Origin of the sequence: Bacillus sp. FSL R10-2780 (assembly GCF_038006125.1) — a bacterium.
In the GTDB taxonomy this organism is placed as follows: Bacteria; Bacillota; Bacilli; order Bacillales; family Bacillaceae_G; genus Bacillus_A; species Bacillus_A cereus_U.
Genome location: NZ_JBBOUQ010000001.1, coordinates 2,318,217 through 2,341,608 on the forward strand (window position 1 = coordinate 2,318,217; position 23,392 = coordinate 2,341,608).

The window sequence follows — 23,392 nt, forward strand, 5'->3', positions numbered from 1 at the left end:
AAGAAAAAATCCTTCTTAATAAAACTTCTTAAGAAGGATTTTATCGCTTTATTATTTAAATAGCAATGCAATTAGTTTTTGTTAAAAAACGTACTGCTATACGCTTGATATATTTCAGACACTTGATATCCCATTAGTGAAATTGCTGTTAATGAAAAGAAACCAATCATAAGAAATCGAAACCACATATAAATCTCCTCCTTGTATTTAGCTTAAAAAACGTTAGCTATCTTACAAGTTAAGTGGCACTCTTCTTCATCACTTTCTTTCCTCTTCACAATCGCTGTTATAAAACGAATCATAAAGAATATAACAAAAGGAATTTGTTTATCATTTATATTGGCATAGTTTGGTAACGGCTCTCTTTGCAAATCGAACGGAGATGAGAAGGAATAGAACATACCTTGCTCTTCCATATATACGATTACAATCTTCATACAAAATACTATCCCGAGAAACGAAACAATATCTTGCCATTCTGTCGTATATAACAGGTTATACAGCTCTAATACGTACTCTTCCATCGTCATCCCCCCTTCCTTTTTTATCATTTTGCTCTCCTTCATATAAAAAGTCAAGAAAAAAGTTTATTTTCACTATGCTAATAGTAATTACTTGTTTCTTTACTTATATATGAATCTTTTCTAGCAATGATTGGATATACCATTCTTCGAAAACAAGATATCATAGGAAGTTCGATAGCCGAATTCATGCTATAGGTAAAATAATATGTGACGTCAAGAACAAGGCGCTAAAACATCGGAACACGAATCTGTACGGTATGCTGATAGTACCTAGCTCACGACCCTATATGGTCTGTCGTGAGAGTGGTGATGGCACACCGCAATCTTGCACGTCAGCGATACCAGAAATGGACTTCTCCTTTGGTAACAAGAATCCCACTAACATTAGTCAACTTGCCCCTTTAAGGGTGGGAGTGTCAAATAACCTATTGTTGTTTTTTATTTATGCAAATTACTTTGTCGTATTCACATCTAAAGTTTTAAGAGATTCTTTTCCATCTCTCAAATAACTATTTACGAGACTTAAAAGTAACTTCCCACCAACCAACATCGCACGTTCATCAAAATCAAATTGAGGATGATGATGTTGGTATGTTGCTCCTATTTCTTCATTACCCGCACCTGTAAAGAAAAATGCTCCTGGAACATGTTCTAAATAATATGCAAAATCTTCTCCACCCATAATCGGTGGTACTTCAATGACTCTGTCTCTTCCAAGATCACGTTTCGCAATCTCCATAAAATGACTCGTTTCATCTAAATGATTTATTAATATTGGATAACCCCGTTTATATTGAATATTAACTTCAGCATGAAGAGACTGACAAATCCCCTCAACAACTCGTTTAAATTCCTTCTCCATAAATTCTCTAACTTCAGGATTTAACGTCCGAATTGTCCCTGTAAATGTAGCAGTATCCGCAATAATATTATCTGCTTGACCAGCATGGAATGTACCAACTGTTAATACAGCAGATTGCAACGGATCTACTTTTCTACTAACTAAAAGTTGCAATTGATTAATAACTTGTGTTGCAACGATAATGGCATCTACAGTATGATGCGGCATACCGCCGTGACCGCCTCTCCCTTGAATCTTCACTTCAAAAGTATCAGCTGCGGCCATCATTGCTCCAGCTTTCGCCCCAACAATTCCTACAGGTATTTGAGAAGATAAATGTGTGCCAAAAACAACATCTACTCCTTCTAAACAACCATCCTCAATCATAGCAATTGCCCCACCAGGTTCTTTCTCTTCTGCATGTTGATGAATAAGGACTATTTTCCCTGAAAGTTGGTCTCTGTTTTCACTTAATATTTTTGCGACTCCTAAAAGTGTTGCTGTATGTCCATCATGGCCACAAGCGTGCATTACGCCAGGAATCTTTGATTTATATGAAACTTGCTTTTCATCTTGAATAGGTAGTCCATCAAAATCAGCACGCAACGCGATCGTCTTCCCAGGTATTCCACCTTCAATTACGCCGATTACCCCTCTTCCCCCGACATCTGTTTTCACATCAATATGAAAACTTTTTAAGATTTCAGCTATTTTTTTCGGTGTTTCTATTTCTTGAAACGATAGCTCTGGGTATTGATGAAAATCTCTTCGCCACGAAACCATTTGGTTATATAAACTTTCCAATTCTTTATGCCATGTTTCTATCATAAAAATTCCCCTTTCTTTTTAACACTTCAAACAAAAAATACACAATATTCTGTATTTAATCAATAAAAAAGAGAACTTTCTTTAAAAGTACTCTTAATTCTCCAAAATATGAAACGTTCTACTTTAGTTACTACTTTGCTTCAATACAAAAACTGAAAGTTCAGGTACACTCCAAAATCTAACAGGCATTCGCGTCGTTCCAATACCGCGATTTACATATAAATGTAATGGCTTACTCTTTCCTTCTAATTCATACATTCCTTCAACATACTTCTCTGCTAATTTTGTGGTAATTAAAGGACCTACAAAAGGAATCTGAACTTGTCCTCCGTGACTATGTCCTGAGATTTGAAAATCAACTGGATAACAAGCTACTTTGTCTACAACATCAGGCTCATGTACTAATAACATATTGAAATCTTGTTGTCTTAAGTTTTTTAAAGTCGAGTCTATTTGTGGTTTCCCTAATAAGAAATCATCCAAACCTGATATTGTAATATACTTGCCATTTTCCACTTTAATTTTCTGCACGTCATTTACTAAAACAGAAAAACCCGCTTCCTCCATGTACCTTTTGTAGAATAAACTACCGCCCCCGCCTCTATCATGATTCCCAAACACAGCATACTTTCCGAGAGGAGCGTGAATTTTCCTCAAAATTTCTTTCGCCTCTTCTCTTTCCTCATTATAAGATCCGAACTTATCTATTAAATCCCCTGTAAAAACTACTATATCTGGACGTAACTCATTCATTTTTTCAACCAAATTATCTAGTTGCTTCAGTGTAAACTCTGGCCCTAAATGCACATCTGAGAATTGCAATATCTTTTTATTGTTAAACTCTTTAGGAATCGTAGGAGCTTCTATTTCATTCCACGTGACCGATACTAATCTTCGTTCTATTTCTGTTGCATAGAAATACAAGCTTATTGGAATCATTAATATACTTATGAAACTAATAATAAATTTCTTTACGATTGATTTTTTTCGCTCTTTTTTCACATGATGCGTATTCATATTTTCACCTCTAGATGTACTTTAAAACCTTTTTGTTACATTGATGTGACAACATGAAAAAACGATACGAATTTCAATTTTTTTGTAAATATATCTGCGTACACTTGTTCTCTGAACTTTTATACGTTATAATAACAACTTAAATAGCATTATTTACATATGAGGTGAAAACATGAATAAAACAGAATTAATCAAAAACGTAGCGCAATCAGCTGAAATTTCTCAAAAAGAAGCTACTGTAGTTTTACAAACTGTAGTAGAATCAATCACTAACTCTTTAGCTGCTGGCGAAAAAGTACAACTTATCGGATTCGGTACATTTGAAGTTCGCGAAAGAGCTGCTCGTACAGGCCGTAACCCACAAACGGGTGAAGAAATGCAAATCGCAGCTTCTAAAGTACCTGCTTTTAAAGCTGGTAAAGAACTAAAAGAAGCTGTAAAATAATGAAAAATAGCCTTCTCATTTATGAGAAGGCTATTTTTTTCATTATATAATTAATAAAAATCTGACCATTATGCTGCTTATTTTGTTCCTTTATGCAAATATAACCTTTACTTTCAAAGAAAGGTTTTGCTGTAATACTTGCCTCTGTATATATATCCCTATGTTCTAGCTTCATTACTTCTTTTTCTAACTTTTGTAATATATAAGAAGCTATCCCTTTCCCTTGATAATCTTTATGTGTAAACAAACGATTTATGTAATGTTCATCATTATAATCCCCAAATCCAACTATCACACCGTTGTTATCCGCTACATAACTAATATTCTTTTCTAAAGACTTTAGCCAACTTTCTCTATTTAGTCGCTTTGGTGCCCATGCCTGTAGCTGTAACGTATTATAATCTTGTGCATTAACCGTATGAACCGTTTCATAGAACAATTGTAATACTTGCTCTAAATCCTCTTTCTGGAATGTTCTAATTTTAATATCTTTAAACATATGTAAAACTCCTTATCAAACTAACTCTTCTATTTCGGTTATCCGGATAATTATTTCGTCTTTATTTTTGAAACAGTTTCTTCCACTATATAAGATTCACTACTTCTCCTCTTTCTATATTAGATCGATCTTTCCTTCTAAACGAACAATAAACAATACTTATACAAAGTATTGTTTATTGTAAAAAAGCATATTAAATTCGTTTTATAGCTGAAAGTGTTTAAGATTTCAATTTAACTCTTTGCAATCTTAATGCATTTAATACGACTGATACAGAACTAAACGCCATCGCTGCACCTGCAACCCAAGGAGCTAAGAAACCGAGCGCCGCAATTGGAATTCCTAGGCCGTTATAAGCTAATGCCCAGAATAAATTTTGCTTAATATTTCTAATCGTCATTTTACTCATGAAAATTGCATCAGCAATACTATTTAAATCGCCACGGATTAACGTAATATCCGCTGCTTCCATCGCTACATCTGTTCCTGTTCCAATTGCCATTCCAATGTCCGCTGTAGCAAGAGCAGGAGCATCATTAATTCCATCTCCAACCATAGCCACTTTCTTACCACTAGCTTGAAGTTTCTTCACTTCTTCTGCTTTTCCTTCTGGTAATACTTCTGCAATTACGTGATCAATACCAACTTGCTTTGCAATTGCCTGAGCAGTTTGTGTATTATCTCCTGTAATCATAACGACATCTAGACCCATTTTCTTAAGTCTTGCAATTGCTGCTTTTGAAGTATCCTTTACAGTATCTGCAACAGCAACAATTCCAGCATATTCCTTATCTATCGCTATAAGCATTGCCGTTTTTCCTTCTCGCTCTAGTTCTTCCATCGCTTTAGAAACTTCTTCAATATCAATATTAAACTTCTTCATTAATCGGCGTGTACCAATTAATAACTGTTTCCCTTCTACAACCGACTCAATACCAAAGCCAGGAATTGCTTCAAACGTTTCTGAACTTGGGATATCAATTCCCTTTTCTTTAATTCCTTCTACAATTGCTTCTGCAAGTGGATGTTCAGAATTTCTTTCTGCTGCACCAACTAATTTTAATATTTCCTTCTCATCAAATCCATCTGCCACAATTATATCAGTTAATACCGGTTTTCCATTTGTCACTGTACCCGTTTTATCTAAAATAATCGTATCTAATCTGTGCGTCGCTTCTAAATGCTCTCCACCTTTAAATAAAATACCGTATTCAGCTGATCTTCCTGATCCCGCCATAATAGATGTAGGTGTTGCAAGACCTAATGCACATGGACAAGCGATAACAAGCACTGCTATCATTTTCTCAAGTGCTCCTCCAAAATCACCAGGTGTAACAAATATCATCCATACCGCAAATGTGATTATAGCAATCACAACTACAACAGGTACGAAAATACCTGAAATTTGATCAGCTACCCTTTGAATAGGAGCTTTCGAACCTTGAGCCTCTTCCACTACTTTAATAATTTGAGCTAATGCAGTGTCTCTTCCTACCTTAGTTGCCTTAACTTTTAAAAATCCATTTTTATTCATTGTAGAACCGATTACTACATCCCCAATTGTTTTATCAACTGGAATACTCTCGCCTGTTAACATCGATTCATCTATCGCTGATTTTCCTTCTACAATTTCTCCATCTACTGGGATTTTTTCACCAGGTTTAACATAGACAACATCACCAGCTACCACTTCTTCGATTAAAATTTTCATTTCTGTGCCATCTCGCACAACTGTGGCAGTTTTCGCTTGTAATCCCATCAACTTTTTAATAGCTTCTGATGAACGCCCTTTTGCTTTCGCCTCAAATAATTTACCTAAAATAATTAAAGTAATAAGTACCGCGCTCGTTTCAAAATATAAATCTGTCATATGTTCTGAAGAACCAATTGATTGAATACTTAAATAAACACTATAGAAATAAGCTGCGGACGTTCCAAGTGCCACAAGAACATCCATGTTTGCACTTTTATTGCGTAACGCTTTATAAGCACCAATATAAAACTGGCCTCCAATTATAAACTGTACTGGAGTTGCAAGGGCCAGCTGCACCCATGGGTTCATAAGCATATCAGGTAAATAAATAAAAGATGTAAATGAAAAATGACTCACCATTGCCCACAATAACGGAAATGATAAAATAAACGAAAAAATAAACTTCTTCTTTTGTCGCTCAATTTCTTTTAAGCGGTGATCTGTTGATGAATCTTGCTCATCCGATTTCACTTCTAATTTATATCCTAATTTTGTGATTGTACTCTTCATCTCATTTACACTGATTTCATTAGGGTTAAAGTCTACTGTAGCTGATTCTAAAGCGAAATTTACTGTCGCCTTGTTCACACCATCTAGTTTATTTAAACGCTTTTCCACTTTATTCGCACACGCTGCGCATGTCATTCCCGAAACGGTAAACTCCGCTTTATCACTTACAATGCCATATCCTAACGATTCAACTTTTTCTTTAAATTCTTTCGGATTTGTTTTAGTTGGATCGTACAAAATTTTCGTTTTTTCAAGTGCAAAATTCACATTTGCATCCTGCACACCTTCTACTTTTTTAAGACCTTTTTCAATTCTATTTGCACATGCTGCACATGTCATGCCTGATATTTGGAGATTGGCCTCTTTTTGTTCATTCATGTCTCTCACCTCTATATACCCTTATAAGGTATAATTTTTAGCAAAATAAATCGTACTCCATATAAAGTACGATTTATTTCCATATTAAAAATTATTATTGAACATCATAGCCTTGATCTTCAATTACAGCAACGATATCTTTTAATGTTACAACTGATGAGTCGATAGTAACTTCAACAGTTCCTTCTGCTAATTGAACTTTTACTTGTTCAACGCCGTTTAGTTCTTTCACATTACTTTCAATAGAATTTACACAATGCCCACAAGACATACCCTCAACTTTTAATGTTAACTGTTCCATTTAAAATCCTCCTCTTGTTTCTTCATTGTTTGTTAATCACAACTACATCTTACCATACCCCCCTAAGGTAATCAATGGTTTTATATAATGATTTAAAAATTTTTCTAAAACCTTTATTTTCTCTTTATTCCACGCATCAATTTTTATACCATCTGTCCATACCCCATATATGTATAAAGAAAAACCAAGCCAGTCAAATACTAGCTTGGTTTTTACGCTTTTGAAAAACGTTCAAAAACGGTCATTAATTCTTCAATTGCTTCGTCACCATTCCCGTTTTTAATAGCTCCTGAAACACAATGATTTGTATGATTCTTTAAGACGCCCATTCCTACTTTTTTCATCGCTGCATTGATCGCTGAAATTTGCACTAGAATATCAACACAATAACGATCATTTTCAATCATATTTTGAATTCCACGAACTTGTCCTTCAATTCTCTTCAATCTATTTATAATTTGCTCTTTTTCTTTTTCTGATCTATGCATAGCCGTTGTTTCCTGCTCTTTATGATCCATATTATCACCTTCTTAAAGTTTCTCTTCATCCAATAAAAACAAATACTTTTTACGAGTATACCAATTATAGCATTAAATATCTATGTAATGATACCCTATATGAGTATCTTATCTTTATATGATTATTCTTAACAAATACTTAGCTTCTCAATCCCAATTATCATTATACCCTTTCCCTTTTTCAAAAAAACAATGAAATCTCCCACTAAAACTCAATAAAAAAAGCCTCAATCATCACAAATTTGAATTGAGACTTTTTTTCTTTCTATTATATATACATCTATTGTTGATCACATAATTTTGTGTCATTAACTACAGAAGTTCCTTCAACGGTAACTGTATGAAAACAATCATTTACACGAACTGTAACAACATTATCTTGTCGATCAATAATATGATATTCATTAAATTCTTTATTTAGAGCACTACGAATTTGTTCTCCTTCATAAATTGGAATACCGTGTGATAAAACCCAAATAAGCCCAGCGATAGCAAGAATAGTTTTCATACGACCTACCTCCTTGAGAATAAAGTGAACTTTTAATCAGTGGTGTTTTCAGCCCTACTGATTATTAGTTGAATCAATTGGGCTATTATGCGGGATAAGTTCATTTCGTTTATAGTATGTTTATGCTAATTGTGACGGAAATGTGACAACTTTTTGTCTCTTTAGACGAAAAGTTGAAACAAAACTTTCAAAAAGGACAATTCTACTTACGTGAACAAAAAGGCTATGGAGAATTTCCTCCATAGCCTTTTTGTTGAATTTTATTAAACGACCATTTCACTATGCTTAATCTTAAGCGTTTCGATTTGAATTGTAGCATGTTCAATATGGAACTCCTGTTTTAACATAGTAATAATATTTTGAAGCACTTCTTGATCGTCCTGTTTTTTATCGATCATTACATGGACACTTAATGCATCTAATCCTGATGTAATTGTCCAAATGTGGAGATCGTGTATATCACGTACACCCTCTACTTCTTTAATAGCTTGCTTAACTTGTTCTATCTCAATTGAAACAGGTGTACCCTCCATAAGTATATGAATGGAATGTTTTGTTACTCCCCATGCACTCTTTAAAATTAATAGCGCTACAACCACTGAAATAATTGGATCTGCAATATACCATGAAAATAACGACATAAGTGCACCAGCTACTAACGCACCAACTGAACCTAAAGCATCTCCAAGAACATGTAAATATGCGCTACGTAAATTGACGTTATTTTTCACATCACCTTGTCTCATAAGAGCCCATGCACTAATTAAATTTGCTAGTAAACCAATTGATGCGATTAACATCATCGGACCACTTGCTACAGTTGGTGGTTCAAAAAACCTTCCAATCGCTTCCCACACGATAAGTCCAGCTACAACAAATAATGTAATACCATTAATTAATGCCGCCAATATTTCAAAACGATAATATCCATACGTTTTTGTAGAAGTAACAGTTCTAGCTGCTAATCCAATGGCAATTAAACTTAATAATAACGAACTCGTATCACTTAACATATGTCCTGAATCAGATAATAAGGCTAAACTATTTGTAACTAGTCCTCCAAAAAATTCAAGAAACATAATAATTGCCGTAATTACTAATGCCGTAATTAAACCTTTCTTATTCCCTTCTCTACTCTCTTCAAAATGATGATGTCCGTGGGAATGCCCGTGAGTATGCCCATGATGTTGGTGACCGTGATGATGTCCCATATAAATTCCTCCTTTTAATCTTGTTTTATCTTTAATAATTCTTCTATTGAATTTTCACTTTATTTATAAACGGCTCTTTTCTTACTTGAATTGAACTTGTTGGACAGCCGTCACTAGCTGCCAACATTGCTTTCAAGAAAATTTTTGGGATTCCCATTATTCCTTCATTGTTATCTAATACACCAAATGATTTTCCTTTTCCATCTAATTGATATATATCAGGAGCTACGGAAGCACATAATCCACATGACCCACAATTTTTTTTATTTACGACAGTATAATGTAACAATATAAATCACCTCCGATATCCACATACAATACATAGGTAGGGTATATTAAACCGTTTGTTTTATACCCATTTTCATTCTTAAATAATAATGACATATCGGTTTTAAATCGTTATCAAATTCATAAACTAATGGTGTTCCTGTTGGAATGTTTACATATTCTATATCTTCATCTGAAATTTGATCTAAATATTTTACTAAAGCTCTTATTGTATTTCCATGCGCTGCAATAATCACTTTTTTTCCATCTTTTAAATTAGGGGCTATTTCTTCATCCCAATATGAAACAACTCGTTTTTCTGTATCTTCTAGATTTTCTGTAAGGGGAAACTTATTATCTTTTAAATCTCTATACTTCGGATGTGCCGCTTCATATCTCTCATCATCTTTTGTAAGAGCTGGTGGGCGTACATTTGTTGAACGTCTCCATAAAGTTACTCTCTCATCACCATATTTTCTCGCTGTTTCTTCTTTATTTAATCCTTGAAGTGCACCGTAATGTCTCTCATTTAATTTCCATGTTTTATGAATAGGTATCCACATCAAATCCATTTCCTCAAGAGTAATCCACAAAGTACGCATCGCCCTTTTTAAAACAGATGTATATGCTATATCGAATGAGAATCCATTGGCTTTCAAAACCTCTCCAGCTTCTCTTGCTTCTCGAAGACCAGCATTTGATAAGTCTATATCTGTCCAGCCTGTAAACCGATTTTCAACATTCCATTCACTTTGTCCGTGTCTTATTAAAACGAGCTTAATCATACTTATTATCTCCTCTCCTTTTAAAATTGCATTTTCATAAAGAAATTTCTTTATGAAAATGCCTTACTACATATCGAATTCTTTATTTTTCATTTCACTACTATGACTAAACGCTAATTCAATTAATCCATTTACATGAGAATCATCTAATGAATAAAAAACAAGTTTTCCTTCTTTACGCTTTTTTGCTAATCCTATTGTTTGTAACAGTCTTAAATGATGCGAAGCCGTTGCAATACTACTATGAATAATACTGGCGACATCACGTACACAAAGTTCCTTTTCCGTATACAGTGCATACGCAATTTTTAATCGTGTTTCATCCGCGAGTGCCTTGAACATTTTCGCTACACTACTTATATTTTCTTTCTCCAACATATCACTTGCATGTTTTACTTTTTGCTCATCGTGATAACAAAGTTCACAATGTTCTTCTTTCATAAGTAACACCTCTTATTCAAATATATATTTGATTATGTATGTAGTATACCTTATTAACCAAAAACATTCAAATGTTTATTTGAATGTTTTTGGTTATCCTAAAAAAAATTATAAAAAAAGAATCCTAAATGACTTTGGATTCTTTTCTATTATTACTTCTCTTTAGAAAAACAAAACTTCGAAAAAACCTCCCATATAAGTTCATTTCTACTACATACCCCTACCTTTTCAAAAATGGATTTAAAATGATCTTGAACTGTATACGTAGAAATATGCAATTCTTCCGCCACGTCTTTTGTTGACATTCCTTTAACAATCCCTACTATCACTTGCTTCTCTCTTTGAGAAAGACTATAAGAATCTGCAATAAGGGGAAAAACTTCTTCCGGCCTCGCTCTTTCAAACAAAACTATATAGCCATCATTACAACTACCGTAACCTTCTAACCTACTCGCGCGAATAACTAAAAATTGTCCACAAGATAAACCAATACATACCATTTCCCCTTCATCTGCTGCTTCCCTATTAGATTCGTTGGCTTTCACTCTTGAACAAACCGCACGTATTGGCCTTGGAACGTCATCTTCATTCAATTGTTCATATGTTCTAAGAGTGGATAGCCACGCCTTTCCATTTTGATCCCAATATAGTAGGTCAAATTTTTCATTTAATATAATCGTACCCGTTCCTACTACTTCCACTTGTTCCTCTGAACATGTTATAAATGATTTTCTTAATGTATCTCCCACAATAGAGCTTATTTTTGATAAATACTCACATTCATTTTGTTGAAAAGATACTCTTGTATTATCTCGAAACAAACTTAAGTGTCCAAAACATTTTCCTTTACTCATACAAACCACTCTTACTTCATCTATAAAACCGGCTGGTTTTAAAATATTTCGATACCTAGCGCTTTTTATCGGATTATCATTTGTGACAATACGTATCGCGCCAACATGGGGGGCCTTTCGTGCTAAATCTTTAAATTTGTTGTAATCATCCTCTAAAAATTCATTCATAAATAACTGCGAATGCAGCTGTTCAATTATTCGATCTGTATATGCCCCGGTTGATAAAAATGTGCGTGGGTCTATAGCGGTGAAGCAGGAAGCATCAAATGGAATTACCTTTTTTAATATATTTAAAAACTCTTTTTGGAATTGTCTAGTTGAGCTCTCGCTTTTCATTAACACTGTTATTTCTTTCGTTGCCTGTTCATAAATCATCTTTATTCCCCCCAGATTTATGGGATTGTTTCCTCTAACCATTTCATTTCATAATAAAGTGAAACTTTATTGTAAAAGAGGAGGTTAAAAAATGAGCTGGAATGATTGTACTGTACATACGTATGAACGAACAATTCCGTTGAAAATCCCTGGATATTTTACCCTATATGAAATGATGAATCATTTCTTATTTACTACACTCCCTAAAGAAAATATGAATCCAAAGTTACTAGTTATAGGTGCTGGTGGTGGACAAGAAATCCTCTCAATAGGCAAACAAAATAGCAATTTTTATTTTACAGGTGTTGATCCATCTGAAAGCATGCTACAGTTAGCTAAAAAAAGAATTGAAAACGAAGGCATACAAAATCAAATTCACTTTGTACATGGAACTGTTCATTCATTATTAACCAATCCATTATTTGACGCTGCCACCTGTATGCTTGTCCTGCACTTCATCCCAACTATGAAGGGGAAAAAAGAGTTACTTAATGAAATTAGTAGTCGCTTAAAGCCCGGTGCTCCATTCTTTCTCTCTTCAATAAATGGTATACCCCATACAAGTATGTTTTCTGCACAATTAAATGCTTGGCGCAACCATATGATGCAAAATCAAATTCCATTAAAAGATTGGGAACGATTTGAAAATTCTTTTGGAAAAGAAATGTTTCCTATTTCTGAAACAGATTTACTAACTATCATGGAGGAATGTGGCTTTACTCAAATCACTCGTTTTTTCACTAGCTTTTTAATTGATGGATACGTGGCAATAAAACAATAATGAAAAAAGGTAAGCAATTGCTTACCTTTTTTCATATACGTCTTCTACACTTGACTAATAAATCGCAATCCTTTACTTAAAGACGTTGGGACAACAGATGCGTGATTCTCCCCTTCCGCTTCATAAAACTTAAATTTAAGTTTATCATGTGTTACTTGGAGAAGGCGCTCTGATAATTCATTTGCACCTACAACCATATGCTCTCGTTCTAGTGACCCAACTGTAAGGAATACCCCTGTTTCAAACTTAGCATTGTTTAATTCATTTATAAGGTTTTCTTCTTTTTCAAGTACGGATTGATTATTCCACCAAATAGACGGACTACTAATAAAATAATTTTGAAAAGCATTTACATTTGTAAATAGTATATGTAATGCAAATAATCCGCCTAGGGAATGTCCAAATAACGTTTGTTTCTCTTTATCAATTTCAAAATTATTTTCAATTTGTGGTTTCAATTCTTCTTCAATAAACGTAAAGAAGTTATGTGCCCCTCCTGTTTTAGGCCACGGTTTACCATCCGGTTTTAAAGGAGCATCTTTTGAAATTACGCTAGGCGTAAAATCATAGCATCTTTCTTCACCTGAAAATGCCCCTTCAATTGGATAACCAATACCTACTATAATGGCTGGTGAAACACCTGTTTTTTCTGCTCTAACTGATTGTATTTTAAGCGCTTCATGGAATGTTTGAAAAAAGGCATTGCCATCTAATACGTATATAACAGGATATCCTGACTCTGGTGCCGGCTGCCTCGGCTTTGAAATATGAATTTGATATTCCTTACCTTCTAATTTTGAATACATTTTCCACTGTTCTGTATTAGATGTAATAATCTGCTGTTTTTCAATAGTAGTATTCATCTTATATCCCCCCTTCTTAACTCGTTACATATATTTCTACTTTCTCTTCTTGAGATACAACGCTATCGTATCCAAAACAAACAGGAGACCCATTATACGGATCAATCATGACACGCGCATCAATATGAAATACTTCTTTTAATACTTCATTTGTAATAATCTCTTCTGGGCTTCCAGTTGTAACGATTTCCCCTTCCTTCATTGCAATAATTTCATCTGAAAACCTCGCTGCATGGTTAATATCATGTAATACCATAACGACCGTACAATTATGTTCTTTATTTAACTTCTCCACAATTTGTAATACATCTAATTGATGAGACATATCAAGATATGTCGTTGGTTCATCTAGTAGTAACACTTCTGTCTCTTGTGCTAATGCCATCGCTAGCCATACCTTTTGTCGTTGACCACCTGATAAATTTGCTATTTGTCTCGTTCGAAAAGCAGATGTTTTCGTTATATCTAATGCCCAATCAATCATTTCTTTATCTTTTTCCGTTAACTTATTCACGTTATTGCGATGTGGATAACGCCCATAAGAAATTAATTCTTCTACTTTAAGCTCTCCTGGCGCAATTGGAGTTTGCGGGAGTAACGCTAATTGCTTGGCAATTTCTTTCGTTGGAATTGTATGTAAATCCTGTCCTTGCAAATACACTTTACCGCTTTTTTGCTTTAAGATTCTTCCCATTGTTTTTAACAATGTCGATTTACCGCACCCGTTTGGCCCTATAATTGTCGTTACTTTTCCTTCTTGTATTTCCACATTTAAATCGCGAAACACTGTAAGCTTTTCATAACTCGTCTCTAAATTTTTTGCACTTAAAATACTCACTTTTATTCCTCCTCTTACGCTTTCGCCTTATAAAGTAAATATAAGAAATACGGTACACCGACAATAGAAATAACGATTCCAACTGGTAACTCTACAGGTGTGAAAACTGTTTTTGCAATAAAGTCTGAAGCAATTACAAGGAACATTCCGATTACTCCGCACGTAGGAATTATATGCTTATGCTGAATACCGACAAGTCTTTTCGCTATATGCGGTGCCATTAGTCCAATGAAACCAATACTTCCTGAAACAGCAACACATGCGCTCACCAGTCCGATACTACTTAATAGTAAAATTGATTTCTCTCGTTCTACTGCAACACCTAAACTCGTAATACTCGTTTCTTCCAATTGAAATAAATCTAATAAATAAGCTTTCTTTTGTATAAGCGGAATTAATATGATAAGCCACGGCAACATAGCAACAATATACTTCCAGTTTGCACTATATATGCTTCCAGACACCCAAACTGCAGCCATCTCGAAATCAGTTGACTTCATTTTGAGCGATAAATACATAGAAAACGCTCCAAATCCAGATCCAATTGCAATCCCTGTTAATAAAAGACGCTGCGAGTCTAACTTACCGTTTTTCCAAGAAAACAGATAAATTATTATAGCGGCTCCTAGCCCACCGACTAAACCAAACATCGGCATCATCATAATAGAAACCCAGTCTGTGCTCTTTAATTGCCCTTGAAAGAAGAACATGAAAATTACGATGGCTGTACCTGCTCCGGCATTCACTCCTAAAATACCTGGGTCCGCCAATCCATTTCTCGTAATCCCTTGAATTACAGCACCCGCAACACCTAGGCCTAATCCTACTAATCCAGCAATTACAATGCGCGGAAGGCGAAACTCAAAAATAACTAAATCATGGTCTGGTACTGGATCTATTCTAAAGAGTGTTTTAAATACATCTGTAATCGTAATATCAAACGTACCATTCGTTAAACTAATATAAATAGCACATAGTATTAAAAATATACTAATCCCCATTGTCATTCCAAAACGTTGACTTGAACTTTTAAGCATGTCTCTCTCCTCCTCTTGTACGGATTAAATAAAGGAAGAATGGAATTCCAATTAAGGAAGTAACGACTCCAATTGGTGTTTCAAATGGATAGTTTACAAATCTACTTAAAACGTCACATAATGCTAAGAAAACTCCACCAATAACGCCTGCGCAAGGCAAAATCCACTTATAATCTACCCCAATTATAAAGCGCGTAATGTGTGGAATAATTAAACCTACAAAACCAACTTTCCCCACTAAAGCAACTGCTGTTCCTGTTAAAAAAATAACTGATAAAATTGCCATCGCTTTAACTAGTTTTGTACGCTGCCCTAGATTAATAGAAACTTCTTCTCCTAAAGAAAGAATGGTAATAGATTTTGATATTAAAAGTGCTAAAATTATACCAATTATCCCAAATGGTATCGTGATTTTAATGATATTAGGGTCCACTTGATCTAACTTTGCATTAAACCAAAAACTAACATTTTGAGAAATTTGGAAATACGAAGCCATCGCGGCTGATAAACTACTTAAAAATGTTCCAATAACCGTTCCTATAATCGCTAACCTAACAGGTGATAAGCCATTTTGAAGGAGTGAACCAAAACCAAACACTATACCTGCCCCGAGCGCTGAGCCAATCATTGAACATAAAACCATACCGATTGATGACATTCCCGGAAGAAAAATCATACAAAGTGTAATAACAAAGGCTGCACCATCCGTCACACCCATAATAGAAGGGGATGCAAGATAGTTTCTTGTCATCCCCTGCATAAGTGCTCCTGATATGGCTAGAAATGCTCCGACTAAAAGAGCTGCAACTACCCTTGGTAAACGTGAAGTAATAATAATATTATGATTTACATCGCTTGAATCAAAATGAAATAAAGCATTCCACACTGTTTCAGCATCAATGTTTTTCGCCCCATATAAAACAGAAAGTATAACTGTAAATAAAATCAATATGGGCGCTATACATAAAATGGTTACTGGTACCGCATTCGTTTTCTGCATATCATTCAACGCACCTTACTTATTGTATTATTTAGATAAATTTTTCACTGCTTCTTTTAAGAATGCTGTTTTACTCCAAGCTGTGCCACCTTGTGCCATTGGATCTACAACGTTTACAAATACTTTCTTTTCTTTTGCAGCATTCATACTTTGCCAAATTGGATTGCTTTCAATTTCTTCTAGCACTTTCGGGTTTTTATTTTCACTTTCCTCATATTGTAAGAAAATATAATCTGGGTTAAGTTCAGCAAGTTTTTCAAATGAAATTTTCTCTTGTGCTTTTACAGTTTTAAGTTGTTCTGGAGCAGTTAGTCCAAGATCTTTATAAATTACAGGGTTGAAGTATACTCCTTCTGGATATAGGAATAATTCATTTGCTCTTAGTCTAATTACAAGTACTTTTTTGTCTTTTAACTTATCTCCTAATTTTGCTTTTGCTTTTTCAGCGTCCGCATTGTAATCTTTAATAATTTTTTCTGCTTTATCTTTTTTACCAGTTAATTCTCCCATTAACTTTAAGTTATCTTCCCAATCTGTTGAAACGTGTGATACCGGGAACGTCGGAGCTACTTTCGTAAACTTTTCAGCTGTTTCTGCTGGGAATTTCGTACTAGATGTAATAACATCCGGTTTTAATTGAAGTAATGTTTCAAAATTAGGTTGCATTTTTTCACCCACAGATTTTGCACCCTCTAATTCTTTTTCAAGATACTTTGGTAATTTACCACCTACAGTAATTGCACCGACTGGTTTAATTCCAAGTACTGCTGCATCTTCCATCGACTCTAAACTAGCTGTCGCAATTTTATCTACTTTTGCTGGTACTGTATATTCTTTACCTAAATATGTAATTTTTCGTTTTTCATCTTTTTTTGTTTCCGTAGCTTTTGTCTGTTGCTTTTGTTCCCCTGAAGTTTTATCCGTACTATTACATGCTGCTAAACCTACACTTAAAACTGTAACCATCCCTAATGTAAATAACTTCTTGTTCATCTTTATATATCTCCTCTCAAAACTTGTAAATAGATTATTTTCATATGAAAACTTAACTACATGAAACTTGTCCCAAACATATATTTCATTAGATTAATAATTTTATCCGGAACTCATTCTCATTCACTTCCCCTAAACTATAATTCTTTTACACCTCACCCATTGATAATCTTTCCTAGTGATAATGATTATCGTTACTAAGTATATATTTAATATGCAATTATTTCAAGAATGATTTGAAAAATTTCAACAAACTGAATTAAAAAAGAAGTATCCTCCTAATATTAGGGAGATACTTCTTTTTTTAGAAATTTATATGTAATTCAACTGGACAATGGTCTGATCCCATCACTTCACTATTAATTTTCGCATCGGTAATTTTATGTTTTAGCCTTTCAGAAGTTACAAAATAATCTAAGCGCCATCCGATATTTTTCGCTCTTGCTCCCATACGGTATGACCACCATGAATATGCTCCTTCTTGATCAGGGTATAAAAAGCGATATGTATCAACAAAGCCTTCTTCTAAAATATTTGTAAACTTCTCTCTTTCTTCATCCGAAAAACCAGGATTTTTTCGATTACTTTTCGGATTTTTTAAATCTATTTCTTTATGGGCAACATTTAAGTCTCCACAAAAAATAACTGGTTTCTTTTCATCTAATCGCTTAATATAGGCCCTGAAATCATCTTCCCATTCCATTCTGTAATCTAAACGCTCTAATCCTCGTTTTGAGTTTGGCGTATATAACGTTATGATGTAAAAATCTTCGAATTCTAAAGTAATAACTCTTCCTTCTTGATCATGCTCTTCAATACCTAAACCATATGTAACAGCAATCGGTTCTTTTCTCGTAAAAATAGCCGTTCCTGAATATCCTTTTTTCACAGCATAATTCCAATATGTATAATATCCATCTAGATTTAAATCAATTTGTCCACTTTGTAATTTAATCTCTTGTAAACAAAATATATCTGCACTGGATTCTTCGAGATATTCTAAAAATCCACCCTTTGCAATAACTGCTCGCAAACCATTTACATTCCATGAAATTAACTTCACTTATAGTCCTCCTCTTGATGTTCACTTCCAAATTTCATGCTATCACAAAATAGAAAAAGAATCATATTTTCATCTTTGTAATCTTGCTCTTACATTTGTGAATACGTACATACGCACATGATTCAGGTTATACTAATTTCAGAGGTGATGATCTTTGCATAATGAAGGGTTTTCGTTAACAAATGAGTATTGGCAAGCAATTATTCATAATGATTCTTCATATGATAACAAGTTCTTTTATGCTGTGAAATCAACCGGGATCTTTTGCCGACCATCGTGTAAATCGAGAATACCGAATAAAAACAACGTACGAATTTTTCTAAATGCAGAGCAAGCACTGCATGAACACTTTCGTCCGTGCAAACGTTGTAAACCAAATGGGATAATTTTACCTAATGAAGAGTGGGTAGAACAAATTAAAGACTATATCGAAAAACATTATGACGAAGCACTAACTCTCGGCCTACTTGCAGAAATGTGCCACGGTAGCCCTTTTCATTTACAACGCACTTTCAAAAGACTGATAGGAATAAGTCCCATAGAATATATACAGCAATTTAGGATTGTTAAAGCGGCAGAATATCTTTCACATACAAATCAATCCGTTAAGGAAATTAGTACTGCTGTCGGGATAGAAAACACGGAGTATTTCGCAACTTTATTTAAAAAGAAAACCGGATTTACTCCTACTGAATATCGAAAAAAGAACGAAATGAAAGAGGGATACAATAATGAATTCCTATAAAAATAAATCTATATATTGGACGCTAATTACACATAAAAATTGGCGCTTGCATATTGCTGCAACTGAAAATGGACTATGTTTCATTGGATCTCAAGACGAAAACTTTGAAGAACTAAATTTGTGGGCTAGAAAAAAACTGCCACAACATATATTGACTCGCAATCCAGATTACCTGCAAACATATACAAAAGAAGTTATCGAGTATTTAGAAAACAAGCGAGAAACTTTCACATTGCCTATTGATGCTTACGGAACTGAATTTCAATTATCTGTTTGGAATACGGTACGTGAAATTCCTTACGGAAAAACATATTCTTATTCAGAAATTGCAGAAAGAATTCAAAAACCTACAGCTGTACGTGCCGTTGCTTCTGCTATTGCTGCCAACCCACTTCTTATTACAATTCCTTGCCATCGCGTTATAGGAAAAGATGGCAAACTAACTGGTTTTAGAGGCGGATTAGAAATGAAGAAAGAATTGCTTACATTAGAAAAGTTACCGGTGAAATTCATATGACAGCAGAATATAGTAGCACATTGACTTTAGCAGTTCCGAAAGAATTTAGTTTCCAAGAAAATTTACGCTATCTATCACGTTCTAAAAATGAATGTATGTTTCACATTGAAGATAACAAAATTTATAAAGTCATCCCTGTTCAAGATGTAAATCCTTTTGTTGAAATTAGTATAAATACTGATGGCAATATTCAAATGCGTTTTTTAGGAGAATCATATATCTCTAAAAAATGGATATGCGATGCTATAGCTAACTATGTAAAAGAGTGGTTTGATTTAACTACGGATTTAGCTCCCTTTTATAAATTAGCAAAACATGACCCACTCCTTCAAGGTCCTATTCGAGAGTATTATGGGCTTCGCACATTAGGTATTCCAGATTTATTTGAAGCACTTTCCTGGGGAATTATTGGTCAACAAATTAACCTCACATATGCCTATACTCTAAAAAGAAGATTAGTCGAAAACTTTGGCACTTATGTAGAATGGAACGATAGAAAACATTGGATATTCCCCTCACCTGAAGTAATAGCAAATCTAAGTGTAGAAGATCTCGCATTATTAAAAATGACTACAAGAAAATGTGAATACTTAATTGACATCGCACAGCTCATTACAGAAGGTAAATTATCAAAAGAATCTCTATTAGAAATACAAGATGTGAGGCTAGCTGAAAAACAATTAACTAGCATTCGCGGTATAGGTCCATGGACTGCTCACTATGTTTTGATGCGTTGTTTACGATTCCCTTCAGCCTTTCCAATTGATGATGTCGGCCTGCATAATGCTATCAAATTTATTACAGGTTCCGAAAAGAAACCGACTAAAAATGAAATAAAAGAATTTGCAGCAAATTGGACAAGTTGGGAGTCTTACGCGACTTTTTATTTGTGGCGGGTGCTATATTAAAATTTCCTAATAAAAAATAGATAGGAAAACCTATCTATTTTTTCACATGTAAAAACTTCACACATACTGGTTCTGGAACATTTATGCCCGTCTGTACAAGCATTAACTTACCTGTAAATTCATTCCTAGTAAATAAAGTCAATGTATTAGATTTTTCATTCGCAGCAATTAAAAATCTTTCGGTCGGATCTAAAGAAAAGTCACGTGGCCAATCTCCTTCTGTCGATACTGTTTCAACAAAAGTTAGCTCCCCATTATGCTCGTTCACTCGAAAAACTACGATACTATTATGTCCTCTGTTTGCTGCGTAAACGAATTTGCCATCAGAAGAAATATAAATTGCACTTCCATAACTCTCTTCACTATACTCTTCAGGTAATGTCGAAATGTATTGTTTTTCTTTAAAACTGCCACTCTGTGCATCATATTGCAGTACAATAATTTCTGAACTTAGTTCCGTCATAACGTATGCAAGATGTTTATTGGGATGGAATACAAGATGTCTCGGACCGCTACCAGGTTTAACAGATAAACAAGCAGCTTCCATTAATCCTCCATCACTTTCTTTATATGTAATCACCTTGTCTATTCCTAAATCAACTGCTACTACATATTTTTCATCAGGAGTGAAATTCGCATAATGAGCATGTGCCTTTTCCTGTCTTTCCTTATTCAGTCCTGAACCTTTATGTTCTACAATTGTCGTAGCAGTATTTATACTTCCACTACCCTTTTTCACTATATAAGATTCAACTGTTCCTTTATGATAATTCGCTGCTACTACTGTACTATTCTCTCGATCCACACTTAAATGACACGGCGATGCCCCTTCTAAAAGTTGTGTATTAATCAAATCTAGATTACCCATTTTATTATGAATGGAAAAACTAGCAATTCCACCTAATCCATTATCTTTCGCAACAGAATAAAGGTACTCGTTGTTATGACTAATCGTTACATATGTTGGATTTCCTATATGAGCTGCTAATTCAATCCCTTTAATCTTTCCAATTTTCGTATCAAGTATAAATTTATAAATCCCCTTACTATCCGCCTTTGTATATGTCCCTATATAACCATGATACTGATTTTCACTCATAACATTTCCCCCTTTTACACATGTCTTGTAAACAAGTTTCACCTTGTATTTTTTACTATAGAAAAGAACCAAGTAGTACTTCATGACTACTTGGTTCTCTTTTTAAGCTTGCTCTTCAAATCGTCTTGCGATTTCTACAATAACTTGAACAGCTTTTTCCATAGTATCTACCGAAACATATTCAAATTTACCATGGTAGTTTTCACCGCCAGTAAAAATGTTTGGTGTTGGTAATCCCATATATGATAATTGAGATCCATCTGTCCCGCCGCGAATCGGATGAATATTCGGTTCAATATTTAAACTTTTCATTGCCTCATACGCAATATCAACAATTTCTCTCACCGGTTCAATTTTTTCAAGCATATTATAATACTGATCATTCATCTCTAAAACGATTGCATCTTCGCCGTACTTCTCTTGCATGTTTTTCACAATATCTTGGATGTTATTTTTACGCGCTTCAAAATGATTACGATCAAAATCTCGAATAATATAGTAAGCTTTACTTTGCTCAACATCACCATTTAAAGAAAGTAAATGATAAAACCCTTCATACCCTTCAGTATATTCTGGCGCTTCTTCTACTGGCAAGTATCTATCAAATTCCATAGCGAGTTTACTTGCGTTGCGCATTTTGTTTTTCGCTGTTCCAGGATGTGTATTTGTCCCTTTAAAAGTTAACTTAGCGCTTGCAGCGTTAAAACTTTCATATTCTAAACCACCTAATGGACCTCCGTCCATCGTATAAGCAAATGATGCACCAAACGCTTCTACATCAAAATGAGATGGTCCACGGCCAATCTCTTCATCTGGTGTGAATGCTACTCTTATTTTCCCATGCTTAATTTGCGGATTATGTATTAAATAATTCATTGCCACCATGATTTCTGTAAGACCAGCTTTATCATCTGCTCCAAGAAGTGTTGTACCATCAGTTGTAATAATTGTATGTCCTTTATATGATGGTAATTCCGGGAACTGTTCAGGTGTTAATACAACATTTAACTCCTTATTTAACGTAATCGCATTACCATCAAAATCTTCATGAATTTGTGGTTTTACGTTTTTCCCCGTAAAGTCTGTTGCTGTATCTAAATGTGCTAAAAAACCGATTACAGGAACATCTTTATCTGTATTTGCAGGAAGTGTTGCCATTACATAACCATTATCATCCATCGTCACTTCCGATAATCCAATCTCTTTTAACTCTTCTACTAATAACTTACCAAATTCAATCTGTCCTGGTGTTGTTGGCACTGTATGACTTTCTTCATTTGATTGTGTATCAATCTTCACATATCTCGTAAATCTTTCAATAAGTTCTTTTTTCAAATTCGTTCACTCCTTTTTATATTTCTTTCTCTATTATAATCCTTATAACGAAATATTTTAACTTTTTTGACTGTGAAGATGTATATTTCATGTACATTGTTAACACTTTTAAAAAAACATAAAAATACATAATATTTGCACATTAAAATTCTAACATG

26 protein-coding genes are annotated in these 23,392 nt (G+C 34.3%); 5 read left to right on the forward strand and 21 right to left on the reverse strand.

Annotated elements, in window-relative coordinates; genetic code table 11:
• Nucleotides 1-212 precede the first annotated feature (212 nt).
• The 3 genes from NSQ47_RS12045 to NSQ47_RS12055 form a co-directional block, all read right to left on the reverse strand.
• Nucleotides 213-551, reverse strand: a complete 339-nt coding sequence (locus NSQ47_RS12045; RefSeq protein ID WP_002160823.1) for a hypothetical protein — start codon at nucleotides 549-551, stop codon at nucleotides 213-215.
• A 424-nt stretch (nucleotides 552-975) separates the two neighbouring features.
• Nucleotides 976-2,193 carry a M20 metallopeptidase family protein gene (locus NSQ47_RS12050; RefSeq protein WP_341037036.1) on the reverse strand — a complete coding sequence of 406 codons (1,218 nt, stop codon included), beginning with the start codon at nucleotides 2,191-2,193 and terminating at the stop codon, nucleotides 976-978.
• Between the two features lie 123 nt (nucleotides 2,194-2,316).
• The gene (locus tag NSQ47_RS12055) at nucleotides 2,317-3,210 is read right to left on the reverse strand and encodes a metallophosphoesterase (RefSeq protein WP_215571944.1); all 894 of its coding nucleotides are present in this window, start codon (nucleotides 3,208-3,210) and stop codon (nucleotides 2,317-2,319) included.
• A gap of 172 nt (nucleotides 3,211-3,382) precedes the next feature.
• Between NSQ47_RS12055 and NSQ47_RS12060 the strand changes: the two genes are divergently transcribed.
• Nucleotides 3,383-3,655, forward strand: a complete 273-nt coding sequence (locus NSQ47_RS12060; RefSeq protein ID WP_002111275.1) for an HU family DNA-binding protein — start codon at nucleotides 3,383-3,385, stop codon at nucleotides 3,653-3,655.
• A gap of 19 nt (nucleotides 3,656-3,674) precedes the next feature.
• Here the strand turns inward: NSQ47_RS12060 and NSQ47_RS12065 are convergent, their stop codons facing one another.
• The 10 genes from NSQ47_RS12065 to NSQ47_RS12110 form a co-directional block, all read right to left on the reverse strand.
• Nucleotides 3,675-4,154, reverse strand: coding sequence for a GNAT family N-acetyltransferase (locus NSQ47_RS12065; protein WP_002160820.1), 480 nt, complete (start codon nucleotides 4,152-4,154; stop codon nucleotides 3,675-3,677).
• Between the two features lie 220 nt (nucleotides 4,155-4,374).
• On the reverse strand, nucleotides 4,375-6,795 hold the full coding sequence (locus NSQ47_RS12070; RefSeq protein WP_002160819.1) for a heavy metal translocating P-type ATPase: 2,421 nt from the start codon (nucleotides 6,793-6,795) through the stop codon (nucleotides 4,375-4,377).
• Nucleotides 6,796-6,889: 94 nt separating this feature from the next.
• Nucleotides 6,890-7,096 carry a copper chaperone CopZ gene (gene copZ / locus NSQ47_RS12075; RefSeq protein WP_002160818.1) on the reverse strand — a complete coding sequence of 69 codons (207 nt, stop codon included), beginning with the start codon at nucleotides 7,094-7,096 and terminating at the stop codon, nucleotides 6,890-6,892.
• 212 nt (nucleotides 7,097-7,308) lie between these two features.
• On the reverse strand, nucleotides 7,309-7,614 hold the full coding sequence (locus NSQ47_RS12080; RefSeq protein ID WP_002160817.1) for a metal-sensing transcriptional repressor: 306 nt from the start codon (nucleotides 7,612-7,614) through the stop codon (nucleotides 7,309-7,311).
• Between the two features lie 280 nt (nucleotides 7,615-7,894).
• A complete protein-coding gene (locus NSQ47_RS12085) occupies nucleotides 7,895-8,122 on the reverse strand; it encodes a hypothetical protein (RefSeq protein ID WP_002160816.1) in 228 nt (75 codons plus the stop codon).
• Between the two features lie 263 nt (nucleotides 8,123-8,385).
• Nucleotides 8,386-9,333 carry a cation diffusion facilitator family transporter gene (locus NSQ47_RS12090; RefSeq protein ID WP_002111281.1) on the reverse strand — a complete coding sequence of 316 codons (948 nt, stop codon included), beginning with the start codon at nucleotides 9,331-9,333 and terminating at the stop codon, nucleotides 8,386-8,388.
• A gap of 43 nt (nucleotides 9,334-9,376) precedes the next feature.
• Nucleotides 9,377-9,622, reverse strand: a complete 246-nt coding sequence (locus NSQ47_RS12095; RefSeq protein ID WP_002160814.1) for a ferredoxin — start codon at nucleotides 9,620-9,622, stop codon at nucleotides 9,377-9,379.
• A 46-nt stretch (nucleotides 9,623-9,668) separates the two neighbouring features.
• Nucleotides 9,669-10,385 carry a 2,3-diphosphoglycerate-dependent phosphoglycerate mutase gene (gene gpmA / locus NSQ47_RS12100; protein WP_002160813.1) on the reverse strand — a complete coding sequence of 239 codons (717 nt, stop codon included), beginning with the start codon at nucleotides 10,383-10,385 and terminating at the stop codon, nucleotides 9,669-9,671.
• Between the two features lie 66 nt (nucleotides 10,386-10,451).
• On the reverse strand, nucleotides 10,452-10,826 hold the full coding sequence (locus NSQ47_RS12105) for an ArsR/SmtB family transcription factor (protein WP_002111285.1): 375 nt from the start codon (nucleotides 10,824-10,826) through the stop codon (nucleotides 10,452-10,454).
• A gap of 152 nt (nucleotides 10,827-10,978) precedes the next feature.
• Entirely contained in the window at nucleotides 10,979-12,055 is a 1,077-nt protein-coding gene (locus NSQ47_RS12110; protein WP_341037039.1) for a helix-turn-helix transcriptional regulator, read from the reverse strand.
• Nucleotides 12,056-12,146: 91 nt separating this feature from the next.
• Here NSQ47_RS12110 and NSQ47_RS12115 point away from each other — a divergent pair, with 91 nt between their 5' ends.
• On the forward strand, nucleotides 12,147-12,836 hold the full coding sequence (locus tag NSQ47_RS12115) for a class I SAM-dependent methyltransferase (protein ID WP_341037040.1): 690 nt from the start codon (nucleotides 12,147-12,149) through the stop codon (nucleotides 12,834-12,836).
• A 44-nt stretch (nucleotides 12,837-12,880) separates the two neighbouring features.
• Here the strand turns inward: NSQ47_RS12115 and NSQ47_RS12120 are convergent, their stop codons facing one another.
• From NSQ47_RS12120 to NSQ47_RS12145, 6 genes are all read right to left on the reverse strand, one after another.
• A complete protein-coding gene (locus NSQ47_RS12120; protein WP_341037041.1) occupies nucleotides 12,881-13,699 on the reverse strand; it encodes an alpha/beta hydrolase in 819 nt (272 codons plus the stop codon).
• A 16-nt stretch (nucleotides 13,700-13,715) separates the two neighbouring features.
• On the reverse strand, nucleotides 13,716-14,537 hold the full coding sequence (locus tag NSQ47_RS12125; protein WP_341037042.1) for an ABC transporter ATP-binding protein: 822 nt from the start codon (nucleotides 14,535-14,537) through the stop codon (nucleotides 13,716-13,718).
• A gap of 14 nt (nucleotides 14,538-14,551) precedes the next feature.
• Nucleotides 14,552-15,574, reverse strand: coding sequence for a FecCD family ABC transporter permease (locus tag NSQ47_RS12130; protein ID WP_098777270.1), 1,023 nt, complete (start codon nucleotides 15,572-15,574; stop codon nucleotides 14,552-14,554).
• Nucleotides 15,567-16,574 (reverse strand): FecCD family ABC transporter permease, encoded by a 1,008-nt coding sequence (locus tag NSQ47_RS12135; protein ID WP_078172975.1) that lies wholly within the window; start codon nucleotides 16,572-16,574, stop codon nucleotides 15,567-15,569. The genes NSQ47_RS12130 and NSQ47_RS12135 overlap by 8 nt, the downstream gene beginning before the upstream one ends.
• A 27-nt stretch (nucleotides 16,575-16,601) precedes the next feature.
• Nucleotides 16,602-17,567, reverse strand: a complete 966-nt coding sequence (locus NSQ47_RS12140; RefSeq protein WP_078172974.1) for an iron-hydroxamate ABC transporter substrate-binding protein — start codon at nucleotides 17,565-17,567, stop codon at nucleotides 16,602-16,604.
• A gap of 304 nt (nucleotides 17,568-17,871) precedes the next feature.
• The gene (locus tag NSQ47_RS12145) at nucleotides 17,872-18,630 is read right to left on the reverse strand and encodes an exodeoxyribonuclease III (RefSeq protein ID WP_078172973.1); all 759 of its coding nucleotides are present in this window, start codon (nucleotides 18,628-18,630) and stop codon (nucleotides 17,872-17,874) included.
• A gap of 154 nt (nucleotides 18,631-18,784) precedes the next feature.
• Between NSQ47_RS12145 and NSQ47_RS12150 the strand changes: the two genes are divergently transcribed.
• Genes NSQ47_RS12150 through NSQ47_RS12160 form a run of 3 tightly spaced genes read left to right on the forward strand, consistent with a single transcriptional unit; the run spans nucleotide 18,785 to nucleotide 20,800 of the window.
• Nucleotides 18,785-19,375, forward strand: coding sequence for a bifunctional transcriptional activator/DNA repair enzyme AdaA (locus NSQ47_RS12150; protein ID WP_078172972.1), 591 nt, complete (start codon nucleotides 18,785-18,787; stop codon nucleotides 19,373-19,375).
• The gene (locus tag NSQ47_RS12155; protein WP_078172971.1) at nucleotides 19,362-19,892 is read left to right on the forward strand and encodes a methylated-DNA--[protein]-cysteine S-methyltransferase; all 531 of its coding nucleotides are present in this window, start codon (nucleotides 19,362-19,364) and stop codon (nucleotides 19,890-19,892) included. The genes NSQ47_RS12150 and NSQ47_RS12155 overlap by 14 nt, the downstream gene beginning before the upstream one ends.
• The gene (locus tag NSQ47_RS12160; RefSeq protein ID WP_341037044.1) at nucleotides 19,889-20,800 is read left to right on the forward strand and encodes a DNA-3-methyladenine glycosylase family protein; all 912 of its coding nucleotides are present in this window, start codon (nucleotides 19,889-19,891) and stop codon (nucleotides 20,798-20,800) included. Before NSQ47_RS12155 ends, NSQ47_RS12160 begins: the two co-directional genes overlap by 4 nt.
• Before the next feature lie 34 nt (nucleotides 20,801-20,834).
• On the opposite strand, the gene NSQ47_RS12165 is transcribed toward NSQ47_RS12160, so the two are convergent.
• Together NSQ47_RS12165 and pepT are read right to left on the reverse strand one after the other, a co-directional pair.
• The gene (locus NSQ47_RS12165; RefSeq protein WP_341037046.1) at nucleotides 20,835-21,899 is read right to left on the reverse strand and encodes a lactonase family protein; all 1,065 of its coding nucleotides are present in this window, start codon (nucleotides 21,897-21,899) and stop codon (nucleotides 20,835-20,837) included.
• Between the two features lie 102 nt (nucleotides 21,900-22,001).
• Nucleotides 22,002-23,234 carry a peptidase T gene (gene pepT / locus NSQ47_RS12170; protein WP_088099444.1) on the reverse strand — a complete coding sequence of 411 codons (1,233 nt, stop codon included), beginning with the start codon at nucleotides 23,232-23,234 and terminating at the stop codon, nucleotides 22,002-22,004.
• Nucleotides 23,235-23,392: the final 158 nt, after the last annotated feature.

Bases quoted from the DNA above. Each gene is read 5' to 3' on its own strand.
- NSQ47_RS12045 (WP_002160823.1), bottom strand. From the start codon at position 551: ATGATAAAAAAGGAAGGGGGGATGACGATGGAAGAGTACGTATTAGAG.
- NSQ47_RS12050 (WP_341037036.1), bottom strand. From the start codon at position 2,193: ATGATAGAAACATGGCATAAAGAATTGGAAAGTTTATATAACCAAATG.
- NSQ47_RS12055 (WP_215571944.1), bottom strand. From the start codon at position 3,210: ATGAATACGCATCATGTGAAAAAAGAGCGAAAAAAATCAATCGTAAAG.
- NSQ47_RS12060 (WP_002111275.1), top strand. From the start codon at position 3,383: ATGAATAAAACAGAATTAATCAAAAACGTAGCGCAATCAGCTGAAATT.
- NSQ47_RS12065 (WP_002160820.1), bottom strand. From the start codon at position 4,154: ATGTTTAAAGATATTAAAATTAGAACATTCCAGAAAGAGGATTTAGAG.
- NSQ47_RS12070 (WP_002160819.1), bottom strand. From the start codon at position 6,795: ATGAATGAACAAAAAGAGGCCAATCTCCAAATATCAGGCATGACATGT.
- copZ (WP_002160818.1), bottom strand. From the start codon at position 7,096: ATGGAACAGTTAACATTAAAAGTTGAGGGTATGTCTTGTGGGCATTGT.
- NSQ47_RS12080 (WP_002160817.1), bottom strand. From the start codon at position 7,614: ATGGATCATAAAGAGCAGGAAACAACGGCTATGCATAGATCAGAAAAA.
- NSQ47_RS12085 (WP_002160816.1), bottom strand. From the start codon at position 8,122: ATGAAAACTATTCTTGCTATCGCTGGGCTTATTTGGGTTTTATCACAC.
- NSQ47_RS12090 (WP_002111281.1), bottom strand. From the start codon at position 9,333: ATGGGACATCATCACGGTCACCAACATCATGGGCATACTCACGGGCAT.
- gpmA (WP_002160813.1), bottom strand. From the start codon at position 10,385: ATGATTAAGCTCGTTTTAATAAGACACGGACAAAGTGAATGGAATGTT.
- NSQ47_RS12105 (WP_002111285.1), bottom strand. From the start codon at position 10,826: ATGAAAGAAGAACATTGTGAACTTTGTTATCACGATGAGCAAAAAGTA.
- NSQ47_RS12110 (WP_341037039.1), bottom strand. From the start codon at position 12,055: ATGATTTATGAACAGGCAACGAAAGAAATAACAGTGTTAATGAAAAGC.
- NSQ47_RS12115 (WP_341037040.1), top strand. From the start codon at position 12,147: ATGAGCTGGAATGATTGTACTGTACATACGTATGAACGAACAATTCCG.
- NSQ47_RS12120 (WP_341037041.1), bottom strand. From the start codon at position 13,699: ATGAATACTACTATTGAAAAACAGCAGATTATTACATCTAATACAGAA.
- NSQ47_RS12130 (WP_098777270.1), bottom strand. From the start codon at position 15,574: ATGCTTAAAAGTTCAAGTCAACGTTTTGGAATGACAATGGGGATTAGT.
- NSQ47_RS12135 (WP_078172975.1), bottom strand. From the start codon at position 16,574: ATGCAGAAAACGAATGCGGTACCAGTAACCATTTTATGTATAGCGCCC.
- NSQ47_RS12140 (WP_078172974.1), bottom strand. From the start codon at position 17,567: ATGAACAAGAAGTTATTTACATTAGGGATGGTTACAGTTTTAAGTGTA.
- NSQ47_RS12155 (WP_078172971.1), top strand. From the start codon at position 19,362: ATGAATTCCTATAAAAATAAATCTATATATTGGACGCTAATTACACAT.
- NSQ47_RS12160 (WP_341037044.1), top strand. From the start codon at position 19,889: ATGACAGCAGAATATAGTAGCACATTGACTTTAGCAGTTCCGAAAGAA.
- NSQ47_RS12165 (WP_341037046.1), bottom strand. From the start codon at position 21,899: ATGAGTGAAAATCAGTATCATGGTTATATAGGGACATATACAAAGGCG.